Source organism: Paraburkholderia sp. CNPSo 3274, assembly GCF_024206475.1.
GTDB lineage: Bacteria > Pseudomonadota > Gammaproteobacteria > Burkholderiales > Burkholderiaceae > Paraburkholderia.
On the sequence record NZ_JAMBPR010000097.1, the window covers coordinates 1 to 23966 of the forward strand.

Here is a 23966-nt window from a genome sequence, read left to right on the forward strand (position 1 = left end):
CACCCAGATGCGCTCGACGCTCGTCAACCAGATCGGCCTGGCCGCGAGCGACGATGTGCTCTACCAGCACGTGCTTGATGAGGCGCGCGGCAAGTACGCCGACGTGTCGCTTGCAACGCTGCTCGTCGGCGCTGACGCGCACGGTCTCTTCACGACCACACAGACGGTGCCGGGCATCTTCACGCGCGCAGCGTGGGAGGGCGTCGTCGAGAAAGCCATCGACGATGCGGTGAAAGGGCAGCATGTCGAGGGTGACTGGGTGCTGACCGGTGACCAGCCGACCGCCCGGATCAGCACCACCGCCGTGGAGGGTGCGGTTGACGCGACGCAGGCTGCAGTCGAAGCAAGGAGGAGCGCCGACGAGCTGAGAAAGCGCCTGCGCGACCGGTATTTCACGGACTACACGGAAGCCTGGGCGACCATGCTCAACAGCTTCCAGTGGCTCGCGGCGACCAGCTTCTCGGGGGTGATCGACCAGCTCACGCGTCTGACCGATGCGCAGACCTCGCCGCTGCTCGCGGTCATGAAATCGGTACAGTACCAGGGTGAGGCGGCCCGCCCTTCGCAGGCACTGACCGATACGCTCGTACGTAAGGCGCAGGGGTTGCTCAGTGGGAGCGATAGCGACCAGACCCAGGCTCCCGTTCTGAATCCGCTTGACCGTTCGTTTGGCCCGCTGCTTGCGCTGATGGGGGACACGAGTCCGGCTGCGGCCAGCGGCAGTGCGGGTAAAGCTGCAGGCGCAAATGCCGCCGCGTTCAACGGCGTCAGCCTCTCGCGCGTGCTGACCGCCGATACGACCGTGCGGCTGAAACTTCAGCAGATCCAGGCGAGTCCGGATGCGCAGGCCATGGCGCGGAGTCTCGCGCAGGCGGTATTCCAGGGCAAGCTCTCGGATCTCTCGCAGGCGCGCGACGACGCGGCGCTGACCGCCGCGAGCCTGGGCGCACAGTGGGCAGGCTTCGGCCAGACGCTGTTCGTGCAACCGCTCGACGCGGCATGGCAGGCCGTACTCCAGCCCGCCGCCGCGAGCCTGAACGAGGCATGGCGGGCGGGCGTCGCGGCCCCCTTCGCCTCGTCGTTCGCCTCGCGCTATCCGTTCTCGCCGGCGAGCGCCGACGCGTCCTTTGCCGAGTTTGGCCGTTACGTGCGGCCCGAGACGGGGCTGATCAACCGCTTTATCGAGCTTGAGCTGTCCGGTGTGCTCAAGCGCCAGGGCGACCAGTGGGTCCCGAACGAACTCGCGCCGCAGTCGCTGCAGTTCGACCCGAAGTTTCTCGCCATGCTCCGGCTGATGGGTCCGCTCGGCGCACGTCTCTATGCGCAGGGCGAGGCGGGTTATCACTTCGGGATCATGCCGCAGCCGACGCCGGACGTAACGCGCACGGAGCTGACGGTGGATGGCCAGCAGATCGTCTATTTCAACCAGCGCGAAACGTGGACGCCGCTGGCATGGCCGGGCAACGGTCTGAACGGCCATGCGTCGTTGAACTGGCAGACGCTCAACGCAGGAGTGCGGATCGCGTTCGATGCGACAGGCGACTGGGCCCTTCTGCGGATGCTAGAAAAAGCGCAGGTCAAACCGCTCGACGATACGCGCTACGAAATCGTCTGGAATGCCGGGGCGGGTGGCGACGCCGCGAAGGCCGCTTCCGCGACGTCCGGTGACGGTACGAACGGCAAGGTGGCGCCATTGCGCTACGTACTGCGCGCGCAGGCGGGATCCGGACCGCTCGATCTGCTGAAACTGCGAGGCTTGCGCATGCCCGAGCGCATCTTCGTGACGGGCCGCGCCGGTGTGATCTCCGGATTGCCCGCATTGCCGCCCTTACCCCCGGAGTCGCAGCCATGACGGCACCGTGGAAATCCACGCAGCAGGAAGGCGCAAACCCGTTCCTGAGATATTTCGACGCCGAGATGCGCTACCTGCGCGAAACCGCTCGCGAGTTTGCGCACGACCAGCCCGAGGCCGCGCGGCGCCTGGGCATGCAGTATGGCCAGGAGAACGACCAGGTCCGCGCGGTCAACGAAGCCTTCGCATTCGTGATGGCGCGTCTGCACATGAAGCTCGACGACGGCATGCAGGAACTCACCGGCGAGATGCTCGACAACATTTACGAGCACATGGCGCACGCGATCCCGTCTCTGTCGATCATCGAATGTACGCCACTGAACAGGGGCTCGAAGGTGGCGCAGATTCCCGCCGGGGCCGTGGTGCGCTCGGCACCGGTCGGTCCCGATCGGGTGCAGTGTCCGTTCCGCACGACGCAGGCAGTCGAGTTGCTGCCGCTTTCGGTCGAGGATGCGGGGGTGACAGTACGCGCCGACGGGCGCACGGTCATCCGCCTGGCGTTCGGTCTCTGGTTTGGAGACCAGCGTGAGGCTGTCGACCTGTCGCGCATCCGCCTGTACCTGCATGGCGACCGGCCTGCCGCCGCCGCGCTGTACGCGGCGCTCATGCGCCAGGTCGCCTCGGTCGGACTGCGCCTGCCGTTGGTGCTCGACGGCTCGCTGCTGCCGCTCGACGGGGTGCGCTTTGTGCCGGCGGGGTTCGGCCCGTCGACGCGGTTGTGGCCGGTCACGGACTCCGCGCGCGACGAGTCGGTGGACCGCGAGCAGACACTGCTGGAGTAATTTCGTGTACCCGCAGAAGTTCCACTTCGTCGACCTGTGCGGCTTCGACAGCACGATGGTGCCGGCAGGCGAAACGCGCATGATCCTCGAGATCGAACTGGACGGGCGTATGCCTGGCGACCAGCCGATAGGGCGCGAGAGCTTTCGCCTCTTCTGCACGCCCGTGATCAACCTGTTCGAGGTCGATGCACGGCCGCTGCAGCCCGCCGACTGGCATGACAAGGAGCACCGCGTGCGTGTGCAGCCCGCCGTGGAGCGTCACGTCGAACCGTACGACCTGCTTGAGGTGACCGCCGCAAACCCGGAGGGCAGCGCACGGTACGCTTACAGGCCGTTCAGGAGCTTCAGGCATCGCGGCTGGATGCTGCACTACGAGAAGCCGGAACGGTACTTCCGTACCTCAACGCGCTACGGCGTGGTGGGGCAGGAGCTGTGGGTGACCCTCTCAGGGCAGCTCTGGGCCGGGACATACCGCCACGCACAGGACGATGGGGCGCGTCCACGGCCCGACCGCCATGTCACGGTGCGTGCGCTCGCGAACAACGGACGCCTGCCGCGCATGGCGCTTGCAGAGGCAACGATCACGGAGACCGTCACGGGTTTCACCGGCATCGCGTCGGTGCGCAATGTGACGGCGCCGAGCCTGCCGCAGTATCCGCCGCGCTACTACGCGGGTTACGACTGGCGCGTGCTTGGCCACTACACCGCGAACGGGTGCGAATGAATTCAACCGGATGCTGATGGAGGGCGCGCCGGTACTGCGCGAGATCCTCGAACTCTACGACTGGACGCCTGACGACGCGGTACCGCAGCGCATCGACGCGATCCGGACCGTGCATTTCTCGGAGGACCAGGAAATCCTGCAGCATGGTTACGTACTGCGGATCGTGCGCATCCACGTTGACCTTGACGCGGGCGGCTTCGACGGACCGGGCGACGCGGTCCTGTTCGGCGACGTGCTGAACCACTTCCTGGGACGTTACGCGAGCGCGCAATGCTCCATGCAAGTGGTACTGACCATCGACGGCAAGGAGACGGTGTATCCACGCACCGACTTTAAGGGGGCACCATTCTGATGCGTGCTGGAATCCATACCGGAATCATGTGCGGTGCGCTCGGCGTGGGTCTCGCGCTGACGGTTTCTGCGTGCGGCATGTGGCAGTCGGACAGGGACGGGACCGTGCATGCCGCGCGCGCGGTGTTCGAGACGAGAATCGAGCAGATGAATCTTGTCATCACGGCACGCGGCGCGCTGAACCAGAACGAGCGCGGCGCTTCGCTGCCGGTCGTGCTGCGCATGTACCAGCTCAAGGATGACAAGCCCTTCGCGACTGCGAGCTATGCGCAGCTGCTGGAGGGTAACGATGCGCTGAAGGCCGCAACGCTCTGGAGCCGGGACGTGATGCTGGGCCCGGGGCAGACGCTGAAGGTGTCGGAGCCGATCGGCGAAGCGGCGAACTATATGGGTGTCGCGGCGTTCTTTCGCGACACGGCGAACACCGAATGGTCCGTACTGGTGCCGAAATCGCAGTGGAAGAAGACCGACCCGGTGAGGCTGGTGGCAGTGGAGCGCACGCTGGAAATCGACACGGGGAAACGATAAAGCCGTTGCACTATCACGAACCACAACTATCGCTGGCGCGACGCGAACGGCGCGCCCCATGCGCCGTCGGGTGATCACGGGCGGGATCGGCCACAACCTGCCGCAGGAGGCGCCGCAGGCCTTTGCGCAGGCCGTGGTCGACGTGAACGCCTTCCCGGCCGCCGTTATCCCTCCGCCTGAAACATCGTCATGCGCCGCAGGATCCAGTCGAGCAACTCATGCGCGGCCGCGACGAGCGGCCGCCCTGACTTCACGAGCACGCGCGCCTTCGTGCCTTGAAAGAGCGCGTGCTCGATCGGCACGGTCACGAGTTCGCCGGCTTCGATCTCGCGCGAGGCGGCGAATTCGCCGATCAGCGTTGCGAAGTTTTCCACGGCGACAAAGCGCTTGAGCGCGGTAAGCGAATTCGTGGTGAGCGTCGCGCGTATCTCGACGTTCTCCGCGAACGCCAGCATGTTCGCGAGATGCCCGATGCCGAACGTGCTGGGCATCAACGCGAGCGGCCACGCAAGGAGGTCGTCGATCGTCACGGGCGTGCCCCGCAGCGCGAGCGGGTGGTCGCGGCGCACCAGCAGCACGACGGGCTGCGCTGAACTCGCGCGGTATTCGATGCGCTCATGCGGCGGTGGATTGAACGCGAGTCCGATATGCGCGCGGCTTTCGGCAACCTCGCCCAGCACGTCGTCGACAGGGAGCATCGTGAGGCTCACATCGAGCTTCGGATATTGCGCGCAGAACGGCGTGATGACCTTGGCGACCAGCGCATCCACGTAGCCTTCGCTCACGGCCAGATCCACGCGGCCTTGCTGGAGCCCGCGCAACGCGTGCAACTGATCCTCGAACTTTTCCTGCTGCGCTCGATAACCGCGCCAGAACTCCAGCAGATGCGCCGCCGCTTCGGTGGGCTTCACGCCGCGCGCCTGGCGCTCGAACAGTTGCGCGCCCAGTTCGTCCTCCAGCAGCTTGATTTGCCGCGTGATGACCGAGGGCGACGTGTTCAGGCTGTCCGCGGCGCCGCGGATCGTGCCGTGCGTGAGCACCTCGTGGAAATATCGCAGCCGCTGCTGATTGATTTCGCGCATCGCGCCCTCGTTCGCGTAAAGGGACTGTTGCCTGAAAAAGAACGATATGTGAACTTTGTTGCTCTTGCTAGCGAGGTATGCCCTGGCCAGGATGGTATTGCGCACGACGCAGACCAAACAGGAGACAGGACATGGCCGCCATTCTTCCCCGCGCGAGAAGCCTCGACGCTTCCGCGCTCTACAGCAGGATTAACGCGCGATTGCTGCCGTTTCTGCTGATCTGCTATTTGTTTGCTTACCTCGACCGCGTGAACGTCGGGTTCGCCAAGCTGCAGATGCAGACCGACCTCGGCTTCTCCGATGCGGCCTATGGCGTGGGCGCCGGCATTTTCTTCATCGGCTATGTGCTGTTCGAGTTGCCGAGCAATCTGCTGCTGCCGAAGATCGGGGCGCGCAAGACCTTCGGGCGCATTCTCGTGCTGTGGGGCATCACGTCGGCGTGCATGCTGTTCGTGCGCAGCGTGCCCGCGTTCTATGCCATGCGCTTCCTGCTAGGCGTGTTCGAAGCGGGCTTTGCGCCGGGCATGATCTTCTATCTCTCGCGCTGGTACGGCCCCTCGCGCATGGCGCGCGCCATTGCGATGGTGTTTCTGGCCGGACCCATTGGCGGCATTGTCGGCGGTCCGGTTTCGGCGGCCATCATGAGCCTGCTTGCGGGGAAGGCGGGCCTTGCGGGCTGGCAACGGATGTTTCTCGTCGAAGGCCTGCCGTGCATCGTGCTCGGCATCGCGACGTTCCTCTATCTGCCCGACCGTCCGGCCGATGCCGCGTGGCTGAGCGACGCCGACAAGCGCCAGCTCGAAGCCGAAGTCGGCGCGCCCGAGGCGCACGCCACCTCCTTTGGCAGCGTGCTGCGCGATCGCAAGGTCTATGTGCTGGCGTTCGCGTACTTCTGCATCATTGCGTCGATTTACGCCATCAGCTTCTGGCTGCCCGCCATTCTCAGGGCGCAGGGCGTGAGCAATCTCATCACACTGGGCTGGTACACGTCGATTCCGTATGTCGCTGCGGCAGTGGGCATGCTCTATATGGGCCGCCGTTCGGACCGGCTCGGCGAGCGGCGCTTTCACTGCGCCGTGCCGGCAGCGGCCGCCGCGCTGCTTTTCGCGGTGTGCGCGGCGACGGGCAATCACCTGGCGCCCACGCTCGCGCTGCTCACGCTCGTGACGATGGCGCTGTGGATGGCCTACACCGTGTTCTGGGCGATTCCTCCCGAGTACATCAAGGGGCCGGCCGCGGCGGGCGGCATTGCGCTCATCAACACCATCGGGCTTTCCGGCGGATTCTGGGGCCCTGCGGCCATCGGCTGGATCAAGACGGCGACGGGCAGCCTCCAGCCGGCGCTGCTCGCCATGGCGGGCGTATCGCTCATCGGCGCGCTGCTGATTCTTTCGGTGAGGCTCGCGAGCGCGAAGCACTGAACTGCGCCATCAAGGCGCAGCACGAAATCTGTTTGCTAAGTCATCCTATGCAAGTGAGGTAAAGGAAAATGAAGATTCTCATCGCGGGCTTCCAGCACGAAACCAACACGTTCGCCCCGACGAAAGCCAGTTATCAGAGCTTCGTGCAGGGCGAGGGCTTTCCTCCACTCGTACGCGGCGCCGACGTGCTCTCGCTGCGCGACGTGAACGTGCCCGCCGGCGGCTTCATCCAGGCGGCAGAAGCGGCGGGTCATACGGTCGTGCCAGTCATCTGGGCCGGGGCGAGCGCTTCCGCGCACGTGACCGAAGACGCGTTCGAGCGCATTGCCGGCGAAATCGTCGATGCCGTGCGTCGCGGCGGCTTCGACGCGATCTATCTCGATCTGCACGGGGCGATGGTCACCGAGCATCTCGACGACGGCGAAGGCGCGCTGCTCGCGCGCGTACGGGCCATCGTGGGCCGCGAGATGCCCGTGGTGGTGTCGCTCGATTTGCACGCCAACGTGACCGAGCAAATGTTCACGCACGCCGACGCCATGGTCGCGTATCGCACCTATCCGCACGTCGACATGGCCGAAACGGGCGCGCGCGCCGCGCAGATCCTCATGCGCCTCGTAGCGCAGCCCGAGCGCAGGCTCAAGCGCTACGTGCGCCGCATTCCGTTCCTGATTCCCGTGAACGGCATGTGCACGCTCGCGGAACCGGCTCGCGGCACGTACGCGCATCTCGCGCAGTTAGAGGACGATTCGGTCGTATCGCTTTCGTTCGCGCCGGGTTTTCCGGCCTCCGATTTCCCCGAGTGCGGCGCGGCCGTGTGGGGTTACGGCTTCGATGAAGCCGCCGTCATTGCGGCGGTGAACGAGTTGGCCTCGGCTATCGTCGGGCAGGAGCGCGACTGGGAAGTGCGCTTTCTCGACCCCGACGCCGCCGTGCGCGAAGCCATGCGCCTGGCCGAGCACGCCACGCAGCCGGTGGTCATCGCCGACACGCAGGACAACCCGGGCGTGGGTGGCGACTCGAACACGATGGGCCTCGTGCGCGCGCTGTTGCGCCAGGGCGCACGCGACGCGGCCGTGGGCCTGATCTGGGACCCGCAGGCGGCCGCGAAGGCGCACGAAGCGGGCGTGGGCGCGACGATCGAGCTTGCACTCGCGGGCGGCACGGGCGTGCCCGGCGACGCGCCGCTCAGCGGGCGCTTCGTGGTCGAGCACCTGGCCGACGGGCGCGTACGCTTCGACGGCCCGATGATGAACGGCATGTGGACCGAGATCGGGCCGGTGGCGTGCCTGCGCATCGACGGCGTGAGGATCGCGGTCAGCTCGGTCAAGATGCAGATCTTCGACCGCAATCTGTATCGCGCGGCGGGTATCGAACCGGAGCGCATGAAGATTCTGGTGAACAAGAGTTCGGTGCACTATCGCGCCGATTTCGACGCGATAGCCTCGGCGCATCTCGTGGCGAAGGCGCCTGGCCCCATGGCCGCCGACCCCGCCGACTTGCCGTGGCAGCGCATCGATACGCGCTTGCGCCTGCGGCCGAACGGGGTGTCGCTGAGCGAGATGCGGGAGTAGCGAGGGGGTCTTGTATCCTTGTGTATCCATCGTGGCTACGTACAAGGAGGCTTGCAAAAGCAGGGGTTCGCGGAAACAAGCGGGATACGTGCGGGAGTTCAAATACACCCATGCCAGTCAGCGACGTCGCACAAGAGACATCGAAAAGACTGGATGCGCGAGCCACGCAATCGTGGTCCGAACCAACTCATGCTTGCAGGTGGATACCATGAAACTCATCAAGTCGCTGATCGTTGCTGCTGTTGTCGCTGTTCCCGTCGTCTCCTTCGCACAGTCGGCCGAGCCGCTCACGCGTGCCCAGGTCCGCGCCGAACTGGTGCAGCTCCAACAGGCTGGCTACAACCCGGCGGCTGACTACAACGACTATCCGCAGCACATCGAGGCCGCCGAAGCGAAGGTGAGTGCGCAGAACGGCGCGGCGGCATCGGCGTTCGGCGGCGTGGCGAATGGTTCGTCGGCAGCGGGCGCGCCCACGGCTTCGGCTCCTCACGACATTCCCGGCTTCGGTTCGCTCTACGCGCATCGGTGATGGGTGAGTGAAGGCGTGAACGCAAGGGCGGCCCGCTTCGAGCGGGCCGCTGCACATGGTGCGACTTGCCTCATTCTCCGTCCCGGCCTAACCTGTGCCGGATACGACGACCCCGAGCCCAGCATGCAAATCCATCCCATACGGCTGTCTCCTGGCGACGATCTGCGCGTCGCCGTCGAAGGCTTGCTGGGCCAGCAAGCCTCGCATGCGGCTTTCGTCATTCAGGGCATCGGCAGCCTGAGCGTCGCGCAGTTGCGATTCGCGGGCGCTGAAACGCCGACCGAATTGCGCGGCGACCTGGAAATCCTCACGCTGGCGGGCTCGGTGTCGCCCGATGGCGCCCACCTGCACATGTCCGTGTCCGACGCGCAAGGCTGCGTGTTCGGCGGCCACGTCGCGCGCGGCTGCACAGTCCGCACCACGGTAGAACTGCTGCTGGTGCTGCTGCCAGGCCATCGTTTCTCGCGAGAGCTCGATTCCGCGACCGGATACGCGGAACTGCAGATCCGCAACGCGCCAGGCTGATCCGCCTGCGCCGCAATCCGGGCGGCCCCACGCACCGTCACAAAATTTAAAAGCGGCTTCGCTATGCTTCGGCGTTGCCTCGCTCCTGCCTGTGCTGCGCGCGAGGCCCCGCTCGGGCCGCTCCTCGAGCCGTTGTTGTGCCTCTATCTGGACGGAGACTTCGATGACGGTCGAATCCGCGCCGGCGCGTTTGCCATGGCAAAACGCGTCGCGCAGACGTTTGAGCCTGCCCGCTGCATACACGACGATGCGTGCGCCCGCCATGCTGCTTGCATGCGCAGTCGCGCTGTGTTCGCTTGGCGCATGCAGCGCACGCGATAGCGACGCGCGCGCCGCGCTCACCACGAACGCCGCACGCGAACTCGCGCAAGCGCAGCCAGGCAGCAATCCACAGAGCCCGCCGCTAGCCAACGCATTCACGCTGGCGTCGGATGCGGCCGCATCGAATCCGCCAGATCGTGCAAACAGCATGGCAAACGTCGGCGTAGCCTTGCCCGCGAACGCCGTACGCTCGCCGGCGAAGCCACCCGCGAGCGGGAGCGCGCAAGACGCACAAGCCGCGCAGATCGAACCGCTTGTCACACCCGTAATCCACACAGCTGATTGACGTCCCCGGCCGCGCGGCCTCGCCGCCTGCCGCCCGTCAAGGCGGCGTACCGAGCGTGCCTTTCTCAACCTGAAGATGGAAACCACAAGATGACATCGAGAAGCCGCCGTGACTTTCTCCGCACCGCCGCGATGAGCGCCGGTTCGGCCACCGCCCTGACGATGCTGCCGCAGGGCATCCGCAATGCGCTCGCGATTCCCGCGAACAACCGCACGGGGAGCATCCGCGATGTCGAGCACATCGTGATCCTCATGCAGGAGAACCGCTCGTTCGACCATTACTTCGGCACGCTGCGCGGCGTGCGCGGCTTCGGCGACACGCGCGCAATCACGCTGCCCACCGGCAAGCCTGTGTGGAACCAGCCGCTCGCGGCCGGTGTGGGCGAAGTGCTGCCGTTCCATCCCACGGCGGCCAACCTGGGCCTGCAGTTCATCCAGGATCTGCCGCACGACTGGACGACGACGCACGCCGCCTGGAACGGCGGCCGCTACGACCAGTGGGTGCCCGCCAAAGGCACGACCACGATGGCCTACCTCACGCGCGACGACATTCCGTTCCACTATCAGCTCGCCGACGCGTTCACGATTTGCGACGCGTACCACTGCTCGACGATGACCGCGACCGACCCGAACCGCTACTACATGTGGACCGGCTGGGTGGGCAACGACGGCAGCGGCGGCGGCCCGGTGATCGACAACGCGGAAGCGGGCTATGGCTGGTCCACGTATCCCGAAGTCCTGCAGAACGCGGGCATTACGTGGAAGATCTATCAGGACGCGGGCGAAGGCCTCGACGCCAAGGGCTCGTGGGGCTGGACGGGCGACAACCCGTACATCGGCAATTACGGCGACAACTCGCTCCTGTATTTCCATCAATACCAGAACGCGCAGCCCGGCAATCCGCTGTATGACCGCGCACGCACGGGCACGAACGTGCTGGCGGGCGGCGGTTATTTCGATGTGCTGAAGCAGGACGTGGCGAACAATGCGCTGCCGCAGGTCTCGTGGATCGTTGCGCCCGAGGCGTACTCGGAGCATCCGAACTGGCCCGCGAACTATGGCGCGTGGTACGTCGACCAGGTGCTTCAGATCCTGACGTCGAACCCGGACCTGTGGAGCAAGACCGTGCTGCTCGTGAACTACGACGAGAACGACGGCTTCTTCGATCACCTGGCGCCCCCGTTCCCACCGGCTTCGAGCGCGAACGGCCTCTCGACCGTCGACACCATCAACGAAATTTTCCCGGGCAACAGCACGTACGCGGCGGGCCCGTATGGCCTCGGACCGCGCGTGCCGATGCTCGTGGTCTCGCCGTGGTCGCGCGGCGGCTGGGTGTGCTCGGAAACGTTCGACCATACTTCCGTGATCCGCTTCATCGAGAAGCGCTTCGGTCTGCATCACGACCTGCGTGAGCCGAATATCACGCCGTGGCGCCGCGCGGTGTGTGGCGACCTCATGTCGGCATTCAACTTCGCCACGCCTAACGCGGCAATTCCCGCGCTGCCTTCCACGACGGGCTATGCGCCGCCCGACAAGCTTCGTCACCCCGACTATGTGCCGGTGCCGCCGATTGTGGGAAGCGTGCCGAAGCAGGAAGCGGGCGTGCGCAATGCGCGCGCGCTGCCGTATGAACTGTTCGTGCGCTTCGACGCGAATGCCAGCTCAGGCGAGGTCGCCACGCGCTTCGTCAATTCGGGCCGCGCCGGTGCCGTGTTCCTCGTCTACACGGCGGGCAGCACCGATGCGCCGCGCACCTATACGGTCGAAGCCGGCAAGCATCTGCAGGACAAGTTCGCGATTGGCGCGAGCGGCGCGTACGACTTCAGCGTGCACGGACCGAACGGCTTTCTACGCCGTTTCGCGGGCACCCAGGTCAAGTCGGGCTGGTTCGGCGGCAACGAAACGGCGCGCCCCGAAGTGGCCGAGGGCTACGACGTGGCGAATGGCAACCTGCAACTGCGCCTCGAGAATAAGGGAAGCGCGCGCTGCCAGTTCACGATCGTCAACGCGTATGACCCGAGCACCAAGATCCAGCGCACCGTGCCCGGCGGCGACACCGAGCAGCTTTATCTCGACCTGCGCAACGCGCACGGCTGGTACGACCTGACGATCACGGTCGATAGCGATTCGACGTTCGTGCGCCGCATTGCGGGCCACGTCGAGACGGGCCACCCGAGCTATAGCGATCCCGCTCTCGGCGGCTGATGCAGCCTAAGGAGCAAGGGGAGCCACGGCTTTCGCGGGCCGTGGCTTTTTTTGTTTACCGCGTAATCAAGCAGGGGCACCGCTATCGCCAGCGCGGCGGCGGCGGTCCCCAGCCGGGATGCCGGACGTGTCTCGGACCCCTGAAATGCGCAGGATGGTGCCACGGAGAAAAGCCGTGGCGCGAATACACAACCGGAGGCGGCCACATCGGCGCGGGATGCATGAAGAGCACGGGCGGCGGCGGCGCGTAGAACGCCCCCGGAATACCGATGCCCACGCCCACATTGACGTTCACGCGTGCCTGTGCGGTTTGCATCGCGCACAGCGTCGTCGCGATGCAAAGGAATGCAAACTTCAACACACGGAGTTTCATCGTGGATCCTCCGTCGCGAGCGCGCGTTGCGAGCGCTCGCGGCTGGTTATTTCGTGTGCGCTTCAGTGGGCCGGAAAGCGGCGTCCGCAAGCTTCTTCTGCGAGTCGGGCATCTCCGCGTAAAGCGACGAGAAGGCATCGAGCATCGCCTTGCTGCCTTCGGCATTCGCCTGGGCAATCTCGTTCCACGATTGAAGGTTCTCCACCGCGGTTTGCTGCTGCGCATTGTCGTGCCGCTGCTGGATCAGATCATCCACCGTTTTAGCGTTATTGCGCATGACGTCGGCCACTTTCGCCCACTGATCCTCTTCGGCGGGAGTAATCTTCAGTTCGGCATGCAATTCTTTCACTCGGTCGTCGACGGTTTCAGCGTGATGCTGATGCGACGACCCAGCCGGAGCGCTGGCCTGCGCCCAGCACGTGGAAGTGCCGAGCAGGGCGAGTGCAAGCAGGACAGGTTTCATGTCAGTTCTCGCGAATAGCGTTCGCCGGCAATGGCCGGCAAGTCGGAACGAACCGTTTTGATCATAGCAGCGGCGGCAACCAATATTGGCATCCTCTATGTAACAGCGAATAACAGGGAATAGGGCGCGATTCCCGAAAGCACCACGCTTCACTCGTAGAAAAGCATCGGCTGGATTCGCCGCGCGGCGAATCATTCTGGCGATACAAGGAGGCAACGTGGCGAGTCGAATTGCATCTTGCGGTGAATCCGCTTCCCGTTCCGAACAACGCGTCCGGCTGCCATGGGGAAGGTTGGCGTGCCTGGCGCTGGCCGTGGCCGCGCTCGCAGGCTATGCGCCGGCGAGCCGCGCCGCCGTGTCCATCATGCGGCCGCCGCGCGAGGCCAGGTCCGACGAGCCGCTCGTCGTGACGATTGCCTACACGGGCGACGCGCCCTCGGGCACCTCGGTCGACGTGCCACGTACCTTGAGTATTACGCTCACTAACGGCGAGGAGTTGCCGAGGGCTGTGGTGCTCACGCGCGAATCCGGTGCACCCGAGCATGTGCGGCTCGCGGCCGGAGAAATGAAGGCGGTGAGTTATAGCGCGCCGTGGCCCGAGTGGGCGCGCGGCGCTTTAAGAGTGGACGTGCCCGGCGTGGACGTATCGCCCTCAGTGGTCCTGCTTACGCGCAAGCCACACGAGGCCACGGCGAATGCCGCCTCGCCGGCATCTGCAACCGCGCCCGCGGCGGCCGTTGCGCCCGCATCCACTCCGCTTGCCATCGTGCCGGCCGAAGGGCCGATGGCAGGCAATGCTTCGCTCGCCGCACAAATGCCGCCTTCGACTGTGAAGCCTTCGAATTCGCTGGTGCCGGACATCGGCACCTTCCTCGCGGGCCGTCTTTCTTTCTACCAGCCGAACTATTTCTCCGACGGCTGGTCCTCGAGTGACGCGGATCTCGCACGTTTCCAGATCAGTATCAAATTCCGCTTTGTGTTGCCGGACGATCCGCGCTCACGCGGTCTCCTCGACAACCTCTATTTTGCCTACACGCAGACTTCGCTCTGGGATATCCGCGGGTATGAGTCGCCGTTCCACGATACGAGCTACATGCCCGCGCTCTTCTACTACCTTGAGGACACCGGGTGGAGGACCCGCTGGTTCACCCGAATGGGTGTCGAGACGGGCTACGAGCACGAGTCGAACGGGACCGCCGGTTCCGGCTCGCGCGGCATCGACTTCGTGTATGTGAAGCCTATCTTGGATTTCGGCGACCTCAACGCCAACCACCTGACCATCGCACCGAAGATCTACGCGTACACGCACATCCAGGATACGAATTCGGATATCGCCGACTATCGCGGCTACGTCGATCTGCTAATCAAGTACGGCAGCCCGGATGGCTGGCAGCTCGCGACCACATTGAGAAAGGGCACGAAATCAACCTATGGAAGTGTCGATGTGCAATTTACATACCCGCTCGCCAAGCTATTCGGCAATGCATGGGGCGGGTATCTGTTTCTCAACTATTTCAACGGCTACGCCGAGGATCTTCTCGATTACAACCAGCACCGCTGGGCGGCGCGCATCGGATTCGCCGTGTCGCGTTGATAGGGGGTGCGGATGTTAGGAAACGCTTGTGATCGAGCGTTGCCTAAGCAATGGATTGACCCACTACGAACCTGTGGCCATCCGGTGTGGCCACGGTGCATTCGCGCATGCCGTACGGGCGATCGACCGGAGGCTGGAGAACGATGGCCCCTTTCTGCGCGATTTCATCGTGTAGCGCGTTCACGTCGTCGACTTCCAGGTAGCCGAAGTAGTTGTGATCGCCCGTTGCCGCTGGGGACAATGCATCGGGGCAATGGCCGAGCATGATTCGCACGCCGCCCCTCGTGAGGATGCGCCAGTCGGTCGAGTCGGCCCAATCCACGCGAAAGCCGAGCACGTCGCGAAAGTATGCGGTGTTGCGTTCGAGGTCCTGGACGGCGAGAACAAAAGCGAAGGGACGTAGCGCGTTCGTGTCGGTCATGGACGATTTTCCTCAGCAGGGATTCGATGATAGTGGCGTGAGTATGACGTACGCGTCGGGCACCGTGTTTGCTCGCTGCAACGCTGCTCACGCACACACATCGGAGGAGTGACCATGAATGACCAACGGGAAGAGCGCGTCCGGCGACGCGCCTATCAACTCTGGGAAGACGACGGTGCGCCGGAAGGTCGGGCGGACGAATACTGGAGCCGCGCCGAAAAACAGATTGCCGCCGAATATGACGCAGATGGAGAAACGCCGAATATCGCCAGCGATCAGGCCGGCAAGCGCCGGCTAGCCGGGGAACCCCTGCAGGAAAGCGACACTATGCCGCCGAGCGAACTGGCGCGAGACAAGCGGCGCGGCGGAGGGTGAAATCACGAATGGGCCGCGCTTCAGGCCGTATTCATGCCAGCTGGCACGATCTGTTCGCACATCAATGATGCGCGAACAGATCGTTGCGGCCCTCGTGCGACATGAACGCGCCGTGGCGCGACGTTTGCGCAAGTGAGCCATTCGAAGTGCCTGAGCTTTCCATTCCATAGCCGGAGTTGTCGGCGCGTTGTGTGCTGGCGTGCTGCGGGTTCGCCGGTTGCTGCATCTGCGTGGCTTGTGCCGGGGCTTCGGCGTTGTGTGCAAAGGCGGCGGGGGACAATGCGGCGCCGAGCGAGACAATAGCAGTAGCAAGTAGAAGTTTCATGATGCAGACTCCATGCAATAGAAAGTATTTCGGATTACTGAAAAAAGTGCGAGGGTTGCAAACCCGTTTTTGCAACCGCTCATTCAACATTGCGCCGTCCGATGACCACGACGCATGTCCCCAGACTACGCAGCCAACCTTAGAGTTTGCTTATGCGCAGGCAACGATCCGCGTTTAGTGCGTATCCAGTCGTGGTTAAGGCTTAGTTAAGCAACAGCAGCATATAGTCCCAAGCTGTTTCGTTCCGCCCCTCATGCGGCGCAAGGAGTATTCATGTCCACCACCACTCGAAGTCTCATCGAAGATGCGGTCAGCAAGGTCCCCGCCGTGACGCTCGGCTTCTGGATCATCAAGGTTGCTTGCACCACGCTCGGCGAAACCGGCTGAGACTGGGTGACGATGTCACTGAATCTGGGCTATCTGGTCGGCTCGCTGATTTTTCTCGCGTGTTTCGTCGTGCTGGTTTCGGCGCAGATTAGCGCGCAGCGCTTCTACCCGTGGCTCTATTGGGCGACCATCGTCGCCACGACCACGCTCGGCACGACGCTCGCCGACTTTTGCGACCGCTCGCTCGGCGTAGGCTATCCCGGCGGCGTATCGATCATTCTTCTGTTGCTCGTGGCCAGTCTCGCGATCTGGTACAGAGTGGAAGGCACGGTTTCGATCGAGAGCGTGGCGACGCCGCGCGTCGAGTGGTTTTACTGGATTACGATCCTGTTTTCGCAAACGCTCGGCACCGCGCTGGGCGACTGGGTGGCGGGCGAAGACCGTGGTGGCCTTGGCCTGGGCTACGAATACAGCGCCGCGATCTTTGGTGCGGGCCTCGTTGTCGTGGCGCTGCTTTGGTTGTGGCCGCGCGTTTCGCGCACGGCGCTTTTCTGGTTCGCGTTCGTGCTCACGCGTCCGCTCGGCGCGACGCTGGGCGACCTGCTCGACAAGCCTGTCGCGGATGGCGGCCTGCACTTCAGCCGCTTTTATGCATCCGCGCTGCTGCTGATCTTTATCGTCGGCTGCATCGTGGTAGTGCCTCAGCGTGCCGCTCGCCGGGCGCATAACGCGTAGCGCGCATGGGTCATTGCGGCATCACGCACGTGAAATTAGTCGCGCGATTCAAATTGCCCTTGCCCAAATAGCGCGGAAACGCCGGGTAGCGGCACAGCGGCCGCGTGCGGCCGTTCGTGGCCTGGGCAATGTCGGTCACGAACAGCGTTTCCGGCGCGCTGCCGTGCGTGACCCAGTCGTCAAGCGCGCCGAGCAGATCGACGGACGGAATGAACACGCCGTTGCCGTGCTGGTAACCCGGCACCATGTATAGCCGCATGAAGCTGTCGACGCGCTCTTCGCCGTAGCGCCCCACCAGCCCCTGGTAATACGCGATTGTCTGGTTCGGGCTGATGACCTCGTCGGCGAGTCCCTGCAAGGTGATGAGCTTGCCGCCTCGTGCGATGTAGCGCGAGACGTCGGGATTCATCGCGCCGATCGTTGTCGACAGCGTAAAAAGCTGCTCGCGGTAACGGCCCGGACGCATCACGTCGAAGTTCGTCGAATCGAAAGTCCGATCGTGCGTGATGAAGTACTTGAGGTACGCATCGCCCTGCGCGTAGAGGTAGCCATTGGAGACGAACCCCAGTTGAGTCAGCCGCTGTGGCGAATGCGCGAGGCCCAGCATGCTCGTGAAGCGCGTGCCCTGGAAGACGTTGTAGCCGCGATAGCTGTCCGCATCCCAGGCGAGCGCGTAGGGCAGGCGCAGGCCGTCGCGCAAGCTTTCCAGCGTCGCGATCTGCGGCGGCGTGAGGCAGTCGTCGTCGGCGTGCTGGCGATCCGTCTGATCCTGTGACGAGCAGCGCAGCGAGTCGATGATCTCCGGCTCTTTCGCGCGGCAGGATTCGACGTCGCTGATGACGCCGTCCGCAGCGCCGTCGAGCGCATCGCACACCTGCATCACGCGCTCATACACGTGCTCCAGCAACTGTGGCGAAAGATAGCCGCCCGGTGTGCGGTATTCGTGCTGACCCACCACGACGCCTGTCAAGCGCACACCCGAGAAGTTCAGCGCGGGCGAATTCGCTATCACGCCGTCGTAGTCGTCGGGATAGCGCTGGATCACGGTGTAGCCTTCGCGGCCGCCCGTCGAGCCGCCCGCGAAATACATGTGCTCCGGAGGCCGCCCGTAGACGAGGGCGATCAGTGCGAGCGCGACGTCATGCGCCTTCTTCAAATGCGCATAGCCGAAATTGGTCACGGCTTCTTCGAGCAGTCCGAAGTTGGCCTCCGACGACGTGCCGTTGTGGCCGGAGTCGTCGCCGAAGGTCGCATAGCCGCGCGCGAGCGGCGCGCGGTCGGGCGACAAAGGCATCGGGCCGGTTCCCGTCACCACGACGCCGCTGTAGCCGCCACCGCCGAATTGCAGCGCGCGGCCGTTCCAGCGGCTCGGCAGGTTGACTTCGAAACGGATGTCCGGCGTTCCGGCGCTCTGCGCGCGGATCACGCCGGTCAAACGGCAGAAGTCGCCGTTGAGATTGCCTGTGGCGGTCGCGGGGGTCATCGCGGCGCTCTGCACGAGCGCACCGTTGGTCGGCAGGCCGATGCTCGCGGGCGGCAGCAGCGCGCCGGCAAGGTCGGTGCAATGCAGCGGCAGCGAAGGCATGTGCTGGGCGAAAGCGTGGCCGCTCGCGATGAGCATCAGCGTGGCGATGGCGATCGCCTCGAGGGATTCGAGTGCACGGCTGCCCCGTCGTATCATCCGCAGCCGGCTCCTTTGACGCTCGCACGGGCCTTGTCCTTCTGGCGATGGACGAAATACGCCGCCACCATGGCAATGCCGATGAAGTTGACGATGCGCGTGAGGGCCAGATGCTGTTTCATTGCCCCAGGCATGGGTTGAGTCAGGACGAACCATTTAACCGCCGCGAACAGCGCCACCGCGGCGAACGCGAATCGTACCAGTCAGCGCCCGGTTTCCGAGGTCTGGAAACCGGGCGGAACCGGGTGCAGCCGGCAGAGCATGCCGAATACGAACATCAACTGCCACGCGAATGGGTTGAACGGCCAGTTCGCGAACGGGCTCGCGCCGATGATGGCAGCCAGCAGCGGCGCGAAGGCCCAGAGCAGCAAGTTGCAGACCAGTGTTGAGAGCCGCGCGCGGCGGGCGAAGGGCACCGCTGCAGGCACGCACAGCGCAAATATGACATACATCGGCAGCACGCTCGACAGATACGGCTGGCGGGCGAGCAGTACGAGGTGGAATGTCTCGCGCACCGGATGCGCGGCAAACGACGCCCAGCCGCTCAGGTCGGCGGCAGCAGGGTTCAGGTGCAAGAGCGCGAGTATCGCGCCCGAAAGCGATGCGCGCGCACGGCCATGAAGGCCGCGACCGACGCGTATCCGACGGGCCGCTTACTTTGCTGCAGCGGCGCGCTCGATTCCGGCGATGTCGATCTTGCGCATCTGCATCATCGCTTCCATCGCGCGCTTGCCGGCTTCGCGATCGGCACCGAAGACGCATTCGAGCAGGCGCTTTGGCGTGATCTGCCAAGAAAACCCCCAGCGATCCTTGCACCAGCCGCAGTCGGATTCCTCGCCGCCGTTGCCGACAACGGCGTTCCAGTAGCGGTCGGTCTCCTCCTGGCTTTCTGTCTCGACCATGAAGCTCACGGCCTGGTTCGCCTTGAAGTTGGGGCCGCCGTTCAGGCCCACGAAACGCCGGCCGAGCACCGTGAATTCGACCACCAGTTCCGCCCCCGCGCCGATGCCCGGTATCGGGGAGACATGGCCAGCCACGACATGACTGTCCGGAAACGTCGTGGCATAGAACTCCGCCGCTTCGCGCGCTCTACCTTCATCGAACCACAGGCAAGTCACAAGTTCCGCCATCATGATCTCCTTTGACGAGGCGCCTCATTGCCGGCGCGTACCGCCCATTGTGACAAAGCCTCGGCGGTGTGTGGGATTTTTGCTGGCTGGGCATGGCGGCTAGTCGATGCAACGTTTGATCGCGAGGGACTGGGCGGACTGGGCGCTGTGCGAATCGATCTTGCCGCGTTCCGAAGGTGATTCGGACTGCGATTCAAGACACAGCGCAAGATTGGCGCGGGTGCTGTGTGGCGCGAACATGAGCGTAAGCGTCAATGTCACTACCGGCGTGACCAGAATAGCGACGGCGTGCAAGATTGCGCGCAGAGCGGGCGACAAGGGGGCAATGGCCCGGTCGCGCTTCAAAACATGGAGCCACGCACGGCGGGATCGAGGAACTTACGACTACTTCAGGAATGCTTGACGATAGACATTCGGCGCGGCTCCGAACGCGTCGCGAAAGCGATGGCTGAAGTGGCTCGCGTTCGCGTACCCGCACTCTGCCGCAATCCGCGCGAGCGGCAGGGCGGTCGTGCGCAACAGGACGCGGGCCCGCTCCAGACGCTGGGCTGCGATCCACGCGTGCGGCGGCTGCCCGAACGAGGCGCGAAACATGCGCGCGAGATGGTATTCGGAAAGGCACGCGACATCGGCCAGTGCGCCGAGCGTCAGTGCCTCGCCCAGGTGGGCGTCGATATAGTCGCGCAGGCGGCGCCGTGTCGACACGGCGAGGCCGCCCTTGAGGTCCGCGCCGGTGCGCCGCACGCCCTGGCTGCGCAGCAGCAGACTCAGCACTTCGTGCGCCGTTTCGTTGCTGCGCAAAAGTCCGTCTGAATCGGCCCAGTCCTCGTTGGCCAGCGCCTGGCAGAGCACGGCAATGCGTTCGTCTTCGAAATACGTGCGGTCGGCCAGCGTGAGTTCGCGCGGTTCCCGGTCGAGTTCGCGCACCGCGCGCTGCGTGAAGTGCTCGGGGAGGAAATACAGATGCATGAAATGCATGTGGCCGCGCACCCACCAGCGCGATTCGTGGTCGCCGGGAAGCGCGCAGAGGCGGCTTGGCGCGCCGTACACGCCGGGCAGTTTCTGCCGTTCCGTGCGGTAGCCGCCGTCGAGATAGCACGACAGCGTGTGATGGCCCGGCCGCTCATAGACGGTTTCAGCCTCGCGCGTTTCGCGCGTCCAGACGGCGGCCGCAAACTGGTCGCCGAGCCACGCAAAGCGCTCCAGCGTTGCATTGGCCGCGCTCAGCGTGCGGCACACCGAGTGCAGCCCAAAGGGCGTCTCGGCGAGGGCGGGAGCGGGAAGCGGCAGCTGGGTGTTCACGGTCGGGGCGGCGGGCTGCAAGTCGGTGTTGGGGGCGTCAAAGCGGATTTTCAAAGCGGGTTGCCAAAGTATACGCGCGTACCCCCGCTGTTGCCGGCCGTGGCCGGGCGCAGGCAAGAAATGCGCAATCCTGGACAAGTCCGCTCCGCCCCCTTGCGCCATAGTTGGGGCATCGACTCGAGGTTCTTTTCCGGCAATGAATCTTTTACTCTACGTGCTCACCGTCCTGATCTGGGGCTCCACCTGGATCGCTATCAAGTGGCAGCTTGGCGTCGTGCCCGCGCCCGTTTCGATCGCCTGGCGTTTCGGGCTCGCGGCGCTCCTGGTGTTCGCACTGCTGGGCGCGATGCGCCGCCCCATCTGGCCGCCGCGCGCGGCGTGGCGCTATCTCGTCGCCCAGGGGCTAGCGCTCTTCTGCCTCAATTTCCTGTGCTTTTACTATGCCGAGAATATCGTGCCGAGCGGGCTGGTCGCCGTGGTGTTTTCGACCGCGCCGCTCCTGAATTCGATCAACGGGCGCATTTTCATGGGCCGGCCGCTGCAACCCACCGCCGTGGGCGGCGCCGTACTCGGCCTGATCGGGATCGTTTGCCTCTTCGTGCAACAGATGGCCGGCCATATCGGCGATCAGACCGCATGGCTCGGGCTCGCCGTGGCGTTTCTCGGCACGCTGTGTTTCTCCGCGGGCAATTTGCTGTCCAGCCGCATGCAGTCGATGGGGCTCAACCCGCTCGTCACGAATGGCTGGGCCATGCTGATCGGCACTGCGGTGCTCGTGGCCGGCAGTGCGATCGCCGGATTGCCGTTCAGGCTCGACATGGATGCACGCTACCTCGGCGCGCTGGCCTGGCTCGTCGTGGCAGGGTCGGTGATCGGTTTTACGGCCTATCTGACGCTGGTTGGCCGGATCGGGCCCGAGCGCGCGGCGTATTGCACGGTCTTGTTCCCGATCGTGGCGCTGGCGGTCTCGACGGTCTACGAGGGCTACCGCTGGTCCTTGCTCGCCGTTATCGGGCTTTTGCTGGTCGTCTCGGGTAACCTCGTGGCGTTCGACCTGACACGGCGCCTGTTTGCGCGGCGCGCGCCAGTTGCGTGAGCGAGCTTCAGCGGGCCAGGCTGGCCTTGAGGGTGTTGGCATAGCGCCGGTATAGCCAGGCGGAACATGGCGCGCCAAGATAGAGCGCGCCAAAAGCGGCGAGTGCGGTGCCCAGCGTATTGTGGGTGTTGAGCGAAGCGAGACCCTGGTGCCCCGTCGCGAGGTCGGATGCGGCGACCAGGACCCAGGCCGCGAGCGTTGGCAGTCCGGCGCACCACTGTATGAGCCAGATGCTCCAGCAATGCCCTCGCGTATCGGTCCAGACTTCCCGTATCCTGAGCGTGCCGCCAATGGCGACATGCGTGTGGAGCAGGCTCAGCCGCGTGAGCACGAAACAACTGATGCCTCCGGCAAACAGCGCGAAACCTCCCCCGACGATCGGTATCAGGATGTGCGCCTCGACAGGAAACTGCGCAATCGCGGTTTTCGCTGTGTGAGCGAGCCAGATCATCAGCCCGGCATACAGCGCCATGGCCAGGAAGACGAGCACCAGCGCCAGGCAGACGAGCACCGGCGCGAGCATGGTCAGTCCAAAGGTGCAGCCAAGAAATCGCCAATAGCTCGGCCCCGAGATCGGCTGCGCCTTCGTCGAATCATTGTCAAGCAATACGAAGCGTATGGCGTGCATGATGAGAAGCGAAAATAGCGCGCTGTCCATCAGTGCGAAGACGCCCAACGGGACATAGGTGAGGAGCCGGAACGGCGGCGTGCTGTCGGGGCGCAGTACGTTCACGACGGACGACGACAGCCACGCATAGAGCGGGAGCAAAACGGCAAATGCGGGGCGGTGACGGAGGTATCGCCAGCCGTCGCGCCATGCGCCCTTCACGCACTGACCAAATGTGATCGGCTCCATGCGAACCCCTTGCGCGTTGTTTTTCGCGGTCGCCTCGGAGCGCCAGTCGGGCGTTTATGTGTTTTGCATCATGCGCCGCTGGCCCCGCGCGGCCGCGTCGATTGTGACGGGATGCGGGCCGCGAGTATGTGGGATGGCAGACCAAACCTTCCCATGGATAATTCAATTGAATTTTGGATGCCTTCATTTTTATTACAGAAGAGGCGGCCTCCATTAATTCATCGTTTGCGCTAAAGATTCGTCTGACGGTTGCCGATACCCTCGGATGAGCAGATAAATATGAATGCAAACACGCGGCGTGCCAGCCGCTCCGGGGTTACCGCGTACGCCCGCGCCTGCGGGGACTGAAAACGAATGCAAAGCCGAAGGCCTATCTGCGCGTGCAGCCCACGCCCGCGCTTTTCACCCTCCTGGCGAGCGCGGTCCCCACACCGCTGTTCAGTTTCGCCGCCGCAATCAAGCCCAATGGCACTACCACGAGTCCAACGGGCGGATAAGCGTATGGCATTGCAGACAATGCGAAATTCGTCCAGTGCGTCGCGGGATCTGCGCCGGGGACAGGGACAAGACAAAGACGGGAGAGGCCAGTAATGAAGGTTCACGGTAGTGCGCTCACGCTGCTGCGCTGGCTGGCGCAACGCGAAAGCGCGTCGGTCAGCGAAATTACTGCGTCGGGATTGATGAGTTCGCGCGAAGCCTCGGATGTCGTTCGCTACGCCATGCGCAACGGCGCCGCCGAACGCGTCAATAAGGGTGCGAGTGCGCGAGGATCCGCGCGCTACCGCTCGACTGGCGTGCCTTTGCCGGAGCCACGGCCGGCGCCGGCCGGCGCGTCGTTTGACGGCTTGTTGAGCGCATGGGGAAGGGTCTGTCATAGATTTTGTGTTCAAGGCATAACATGTAGCTCAAGGAGCATGTATGCCACGCAAACCCAAGACAACTACCGAAGCGCAGACAGCGTTACCGTCCATTCCGAAGGAGCTGATCGACCAGTTCGTGAAGGGACCCATGACCGCCGAAGCGGTGCACGCCGCTTCAGCCGCGTTCAAGAAGGCGCTGATCGAGCGGGCGCTGGGTGCCGAACTTGGACACCATCTGGGTTATCCGGCGGG

At 64.4% G+C, this 23966-nt stretch carries 25 protein-coding genes and 2 pseudogenes; 16 read left to right on the top strand and 11 right to left on the bottom strand.

Annotated elements, in window-relative coordinates; translation table 11 throughout:
• The 5 genes from M3I54_RS38680 to tssJ all read left to right on the top strand — a co-directional run.
• Positions 1-1852, top strand: a 1852-nt coding sequence (locus M3I54_RS38680; protein WP_302059318.1) for an ImcF-related family protein, incomplete at its 5' end; no start/stop codon positions are given.
• Entirely contained in the window at positions 1849-2634 is a 786-nt protein-coding gene (locus M3I54_RS38685) for a type VI secretion system baseplate subunit TssF (RefSeq protein WP_254345239.1), read from the top strand. The genes M3I54_RS38680 and M3I54_RS38685, both read left to right, overlap by 4 nt.
• A 4-nt stretch (positions 2635-2638) precedes the next feature.
• Positions 2639-3358 (top strand): type VI secretion system baseplate subunit TssF, encoded by a 720-nt coding sequence (locus tag M3I54_RS38690; protein ID WP_254345241.1) that lies wholly within the window; start codon positions 2639-2641, stop codon positions 3356-3358.
• Positions 3359-3368: 10 nt separating this feature from the next.
• A complete protein-coding gene (locus M3I54_RS38695) occupies positions 3369-3710 on the top strand; it encodes a type VI secretion system baseplate subunit TssF (RefSeq protein WP_254345243.1) in 342 nt (113 codons plus the stop codon).
• The gene (gene tssJ / locus M3I54_RS38700) at positions 3710-4237 is read left to right on the top strand and encodes a type VI secretion system lipoprotein TssJ (RefSeq protein WP_254345245.1); all 528 of its coding nucleotides are present in this window, start codon (positions 3710-3712) and stop codon (positions 4235-4237) included. Before M3I54_RS38695 ends, tssJ begins: the two co-directional genes overlap by 1 nt.
• 164 nt (positions 4238-4401) lie before the next feature.
• On the opposite strand, the gene M3I54_RS38705 is transcribed toward tssJ, so the two are convergent.
• On the bottom strand, positions 4402-5319 hold the full coding sequence (locus tag M3I54_RS38705) for a LysR family transcriptional regulator (protein WP_254345247.1): 918 nt from the start codon (positions 5317-5319) through the stop codon (positions 4402-4404).
• A 131-nt stretch (positions 5320-5450) separates the two neighbouring features.
• Here M3I54_RS38705 and M3I54_RS38710 point away from each other — a divergent pair, with 131 nt between their 5' ends.
• From M3I54_RS38710 to M3I54_RS38735, 6 genes are all read left to right on the top strand, one after another.
• Positions 5451-6740 carry an MFS transporter gene (locus tag M3I54_RS38710; protein WP_254345249.1) on the top strand — a complete coding sequence of 430 codons (1290 nt, stop codon included), beginning with the start codon at positions 5451-5453 and terminating at the stop codon, positions 6738-6740.
• 68 nt (positions 6741-6808) lie between these two features.
• The gene (locus M3I54_RS38715) at positions 6809-8311 is read left to right on the top strand and encodes a M81 family metallopeptidase (RefSeq protein WP_254345251.1); all 1503 of its coding nucleotides are present in this window, start codon (positions 6809-6811) and stop codon (positions 8309-8311) included.
• 208 nt (positions 8312-8519) lie between these two features.
• Positions 8520-8840 (top strand): DUF4148 domain-containing protein, encoded by a 321-nt coding sequence (locus tag M3I54_RS38720; protein WP_254345253.1) that lies wholly within the window; start codon positions 8520-8522, stop codon positions 8838-8840.
• A gap of 123 nt (positions 8841-8963) precedes the next feature.
• Entirely contained in the window at positions 8964-9365 is a 402-nt protein-coding gene (locus M3I54_RS38725; RefSeq protein ID WP_254345254.1) for a PPC domain-containing DNA-binding protein, read from the top strand.
• Between the two features lie 163 nt (positions 9366-9528).
• Positions 9529-9972 (top strand): hypothetical protein, encoded by a 444-nt coding sequence (locus M3I54_RS38730; RefSeq protein ID WP_254345255.1) that lies wholly within the window; start codon positions 9529-9531, stop codon positions 9970-9972.
• 89 nt (positions 9973-10061) lie between these two features.
• Complete coding sequence (locus M3I54_RS38735; protein ID WP_254345257.1) at positions 10062-12176, top strand: phosphocholine-specific phospholipase C; 2115 nt, start codon at positions 10062-10064, stop codon at positions 12174-12176.
• Between the two features lie 82 nt (positions 12177-12258).
• Here M3I54_RS38735 and M3I54_RS38740 read toward each other — a convergent pair whose 3' ends face one another.
• Both M3I54_RS38740 and M3I54_RS38745 read right to left on the bottom strand, forming a co-directional pair.
• Positions 12259-12549, bottom strand: a complete 291-nt coding sequence (locus M3I54_RS38740; protein ID WP_254345264.1) for a hypothetical protein — start codon at positions 12547-12549, stop codon at positions 12259-12261.
• A gap of 46 nt (positions 12550-12595) precedes the next feature.
• Complete coding sequence (locus M3I54_RS38745) at positions 12596-13012, bottom strand: Spy/CpxP family protein refolding chaperone (RefSeq protein WP_254345265.1); 417 nt, start codon at positions 13010-13012, stop codon at positions 12596-12598.
• Between the two features lie 313 nt (positions 13013-13325).
• Here M3I54_RS38745 and M3I54_RS38750 point away from each other — a divergent pair, with 313 nt between their 5' ends.
• Positions 13326-14606, top strand: coding sequence for a phospholipase A (locus M3I54_RS38750; RefSeq protein WP_254345268.1), 1281 nt, complete (start codon positions 13326-13328; stop codon positions 14604-14606).
• 43 nt (positions 14607-14649) lie between these two features.
• On the opposite strand, the gene M3I54_RS38755 is transcribed toward M3I54_RS38750, so the two are convergent.
• Positions 14650-15027: a VOC family protein gene (locus M3I54_RS38755; RefSeq protein ID WP_254345270.1), complete on the bottom strand. Its 378-nt coding sequence runs from the start codon at positions 15025-15027 to the stop codon at positions 14650-14652.
• Between the two features lie 114 nt (positions 15028-15141).
• On the opposite strand from M3I54_RS38755, the gene M3I54_RS38760 reads away from it, so the two are divergent.
• Positions 15142-15402, top strand: coding sequence for a DUF2934 domain-containing protein (locus tag M3I54_RS38760; RefSeq protein ID WP_254345273.1), 261 nt, complete (start codon positions 15142-15144; stop codon positions 15400-15402).
• A gap of 61 nt (positions 15403-15463) precedes the next feature.
• On the opposite strand, the gene M3I54_RS38765 is transcribed toward M3I54_RS38760, so the two are convergent.
• Complete coding sequence (locus M3I54_RS38765) at positions 15464-15727, bottom strand: hypothetical protein (protein WP_254345274.1); 264 nt, start codon at positions 15725-15727, stop codon at positions 15464-15466.
• Positions 15728-16000: 273 nt separating this feature from the next.
• On the opposite strand from M3I54_RS38765, the pseudogene M3I54_RS38770 reads away from it, so the two are divergent.
• Positions 16001-16789, top strand: a pseudogene (locus tag M3I54_RS38770) (hypothetical protein).
• A gap of 10 nt (positions 16790-16799) precedes the next feature.
• On the opposite strand, the gene M3I54_RS38775 reads toward M3I54_RS38770, so the two are convergent.
• The 5 genes from M3I54_RS38775 to M3I54_RS38795 all read right to left on the bottom strand — a co-directional run bounded on the left by M3I54_RS38775 (position 16800) and on the right by M3I54_RS38795 (position 20923).
• Positions 16800-18470: a tannase/feruloyl esterase family alpha/beta hydrolase gene (locus M3I54_RS38775; protein WP_375542287.1), complete on the bottom strand. Its 1671-nt coding sequence runs from the start codon at positions 18468-18470 to the stop codon at positions 16800-16802.
• Positions 18467-18649: a hypothetical protein gene (locus M3I54_RS38780; protein ID WP_254345275.1), complete on the bottom strand. Its 183-nt coding sequence runs from the start codon at positions 18647-18649 to the stop codon at positions 18467-18469. Before M3I54_RS38780 ends, M3I54_RS38775 begins: the two co-directional genes overlap by 4 nt.
• Before the next feature lie 24 nt (positions 18650-18673).
• Positions 18674-19111 carry an OpgC domain-containing protein gene (opgC, locus tag M3I54_RS38785; RefSeq protein WP_309249675.1) on the bottom strand — a complete coding sequence of 146 codons (438 nt, stop codon included), beginning with the start codon at positions 19109-19111 and terminating at the stop codon, positions 18674-18676.
• Between the two features lie 12 nt (positions 19112-19123).
• Entirely contained in the window at positions 19124-19603 is a 480-nt protein-coding gene (locus M3I54_RS38790) for a VOC family protein (RefSeq protein WP_254345279.1), read from the bottom strand.
• Positions 19604-19984: 381 nt separating this feature from the next.
• Positions 19985-20923, bottom strand: a complete 939-nt coding sequence (locus M3I54_RS38795; RefSeq protein ID WP_375542288.1) for a helix-turn-helix domain-containing protein — start codon at positions 20921-20923, stop codon at positions 19985-19987.
• Between the two features lie 175 nt (positions 20924-21098).
• On the opposite strand from M3I54_RS38795, the gene M3I54_RS38800 reads away from it, so the two are divergent.
• Complete coding sequence (locus tag M3I54_RS38800; RefSeq protein WP_254345283.1) at positions 21099-21998, top strand: DMT family transporter; 900 nt, start codon at positions 21099-21101, stop codon at positions 21996-21998.
• A 7-nt stretch (positions 21999-22005) separates the two neighbouring features.
• Here M3I54_RS38800 and M3I54_RS38805 read toward each other — a convergent pair whose 3' ends face one another.
• A complete protein-coding gene (locus M3I54_RS38805; RefSeq protein ID WP_254345285.1) occupies positions 22006-22827 on the bottom strand; it encodes a hypothetical protein in 822 nt (273 codons plus the stop codon).
• Positions 22828-23772: 945 nt separating this feature from the next.
• On the opposite strand from M3I54_RS38805, the pseudogene M3I54_RS38810 reads away from it, so the two are divergent.
• Positions 23773-23966 (top strand): annotated as a pseudogene (locus tag M3I54_RS38810) (IS256 family transposase); the annotation flags it as partial.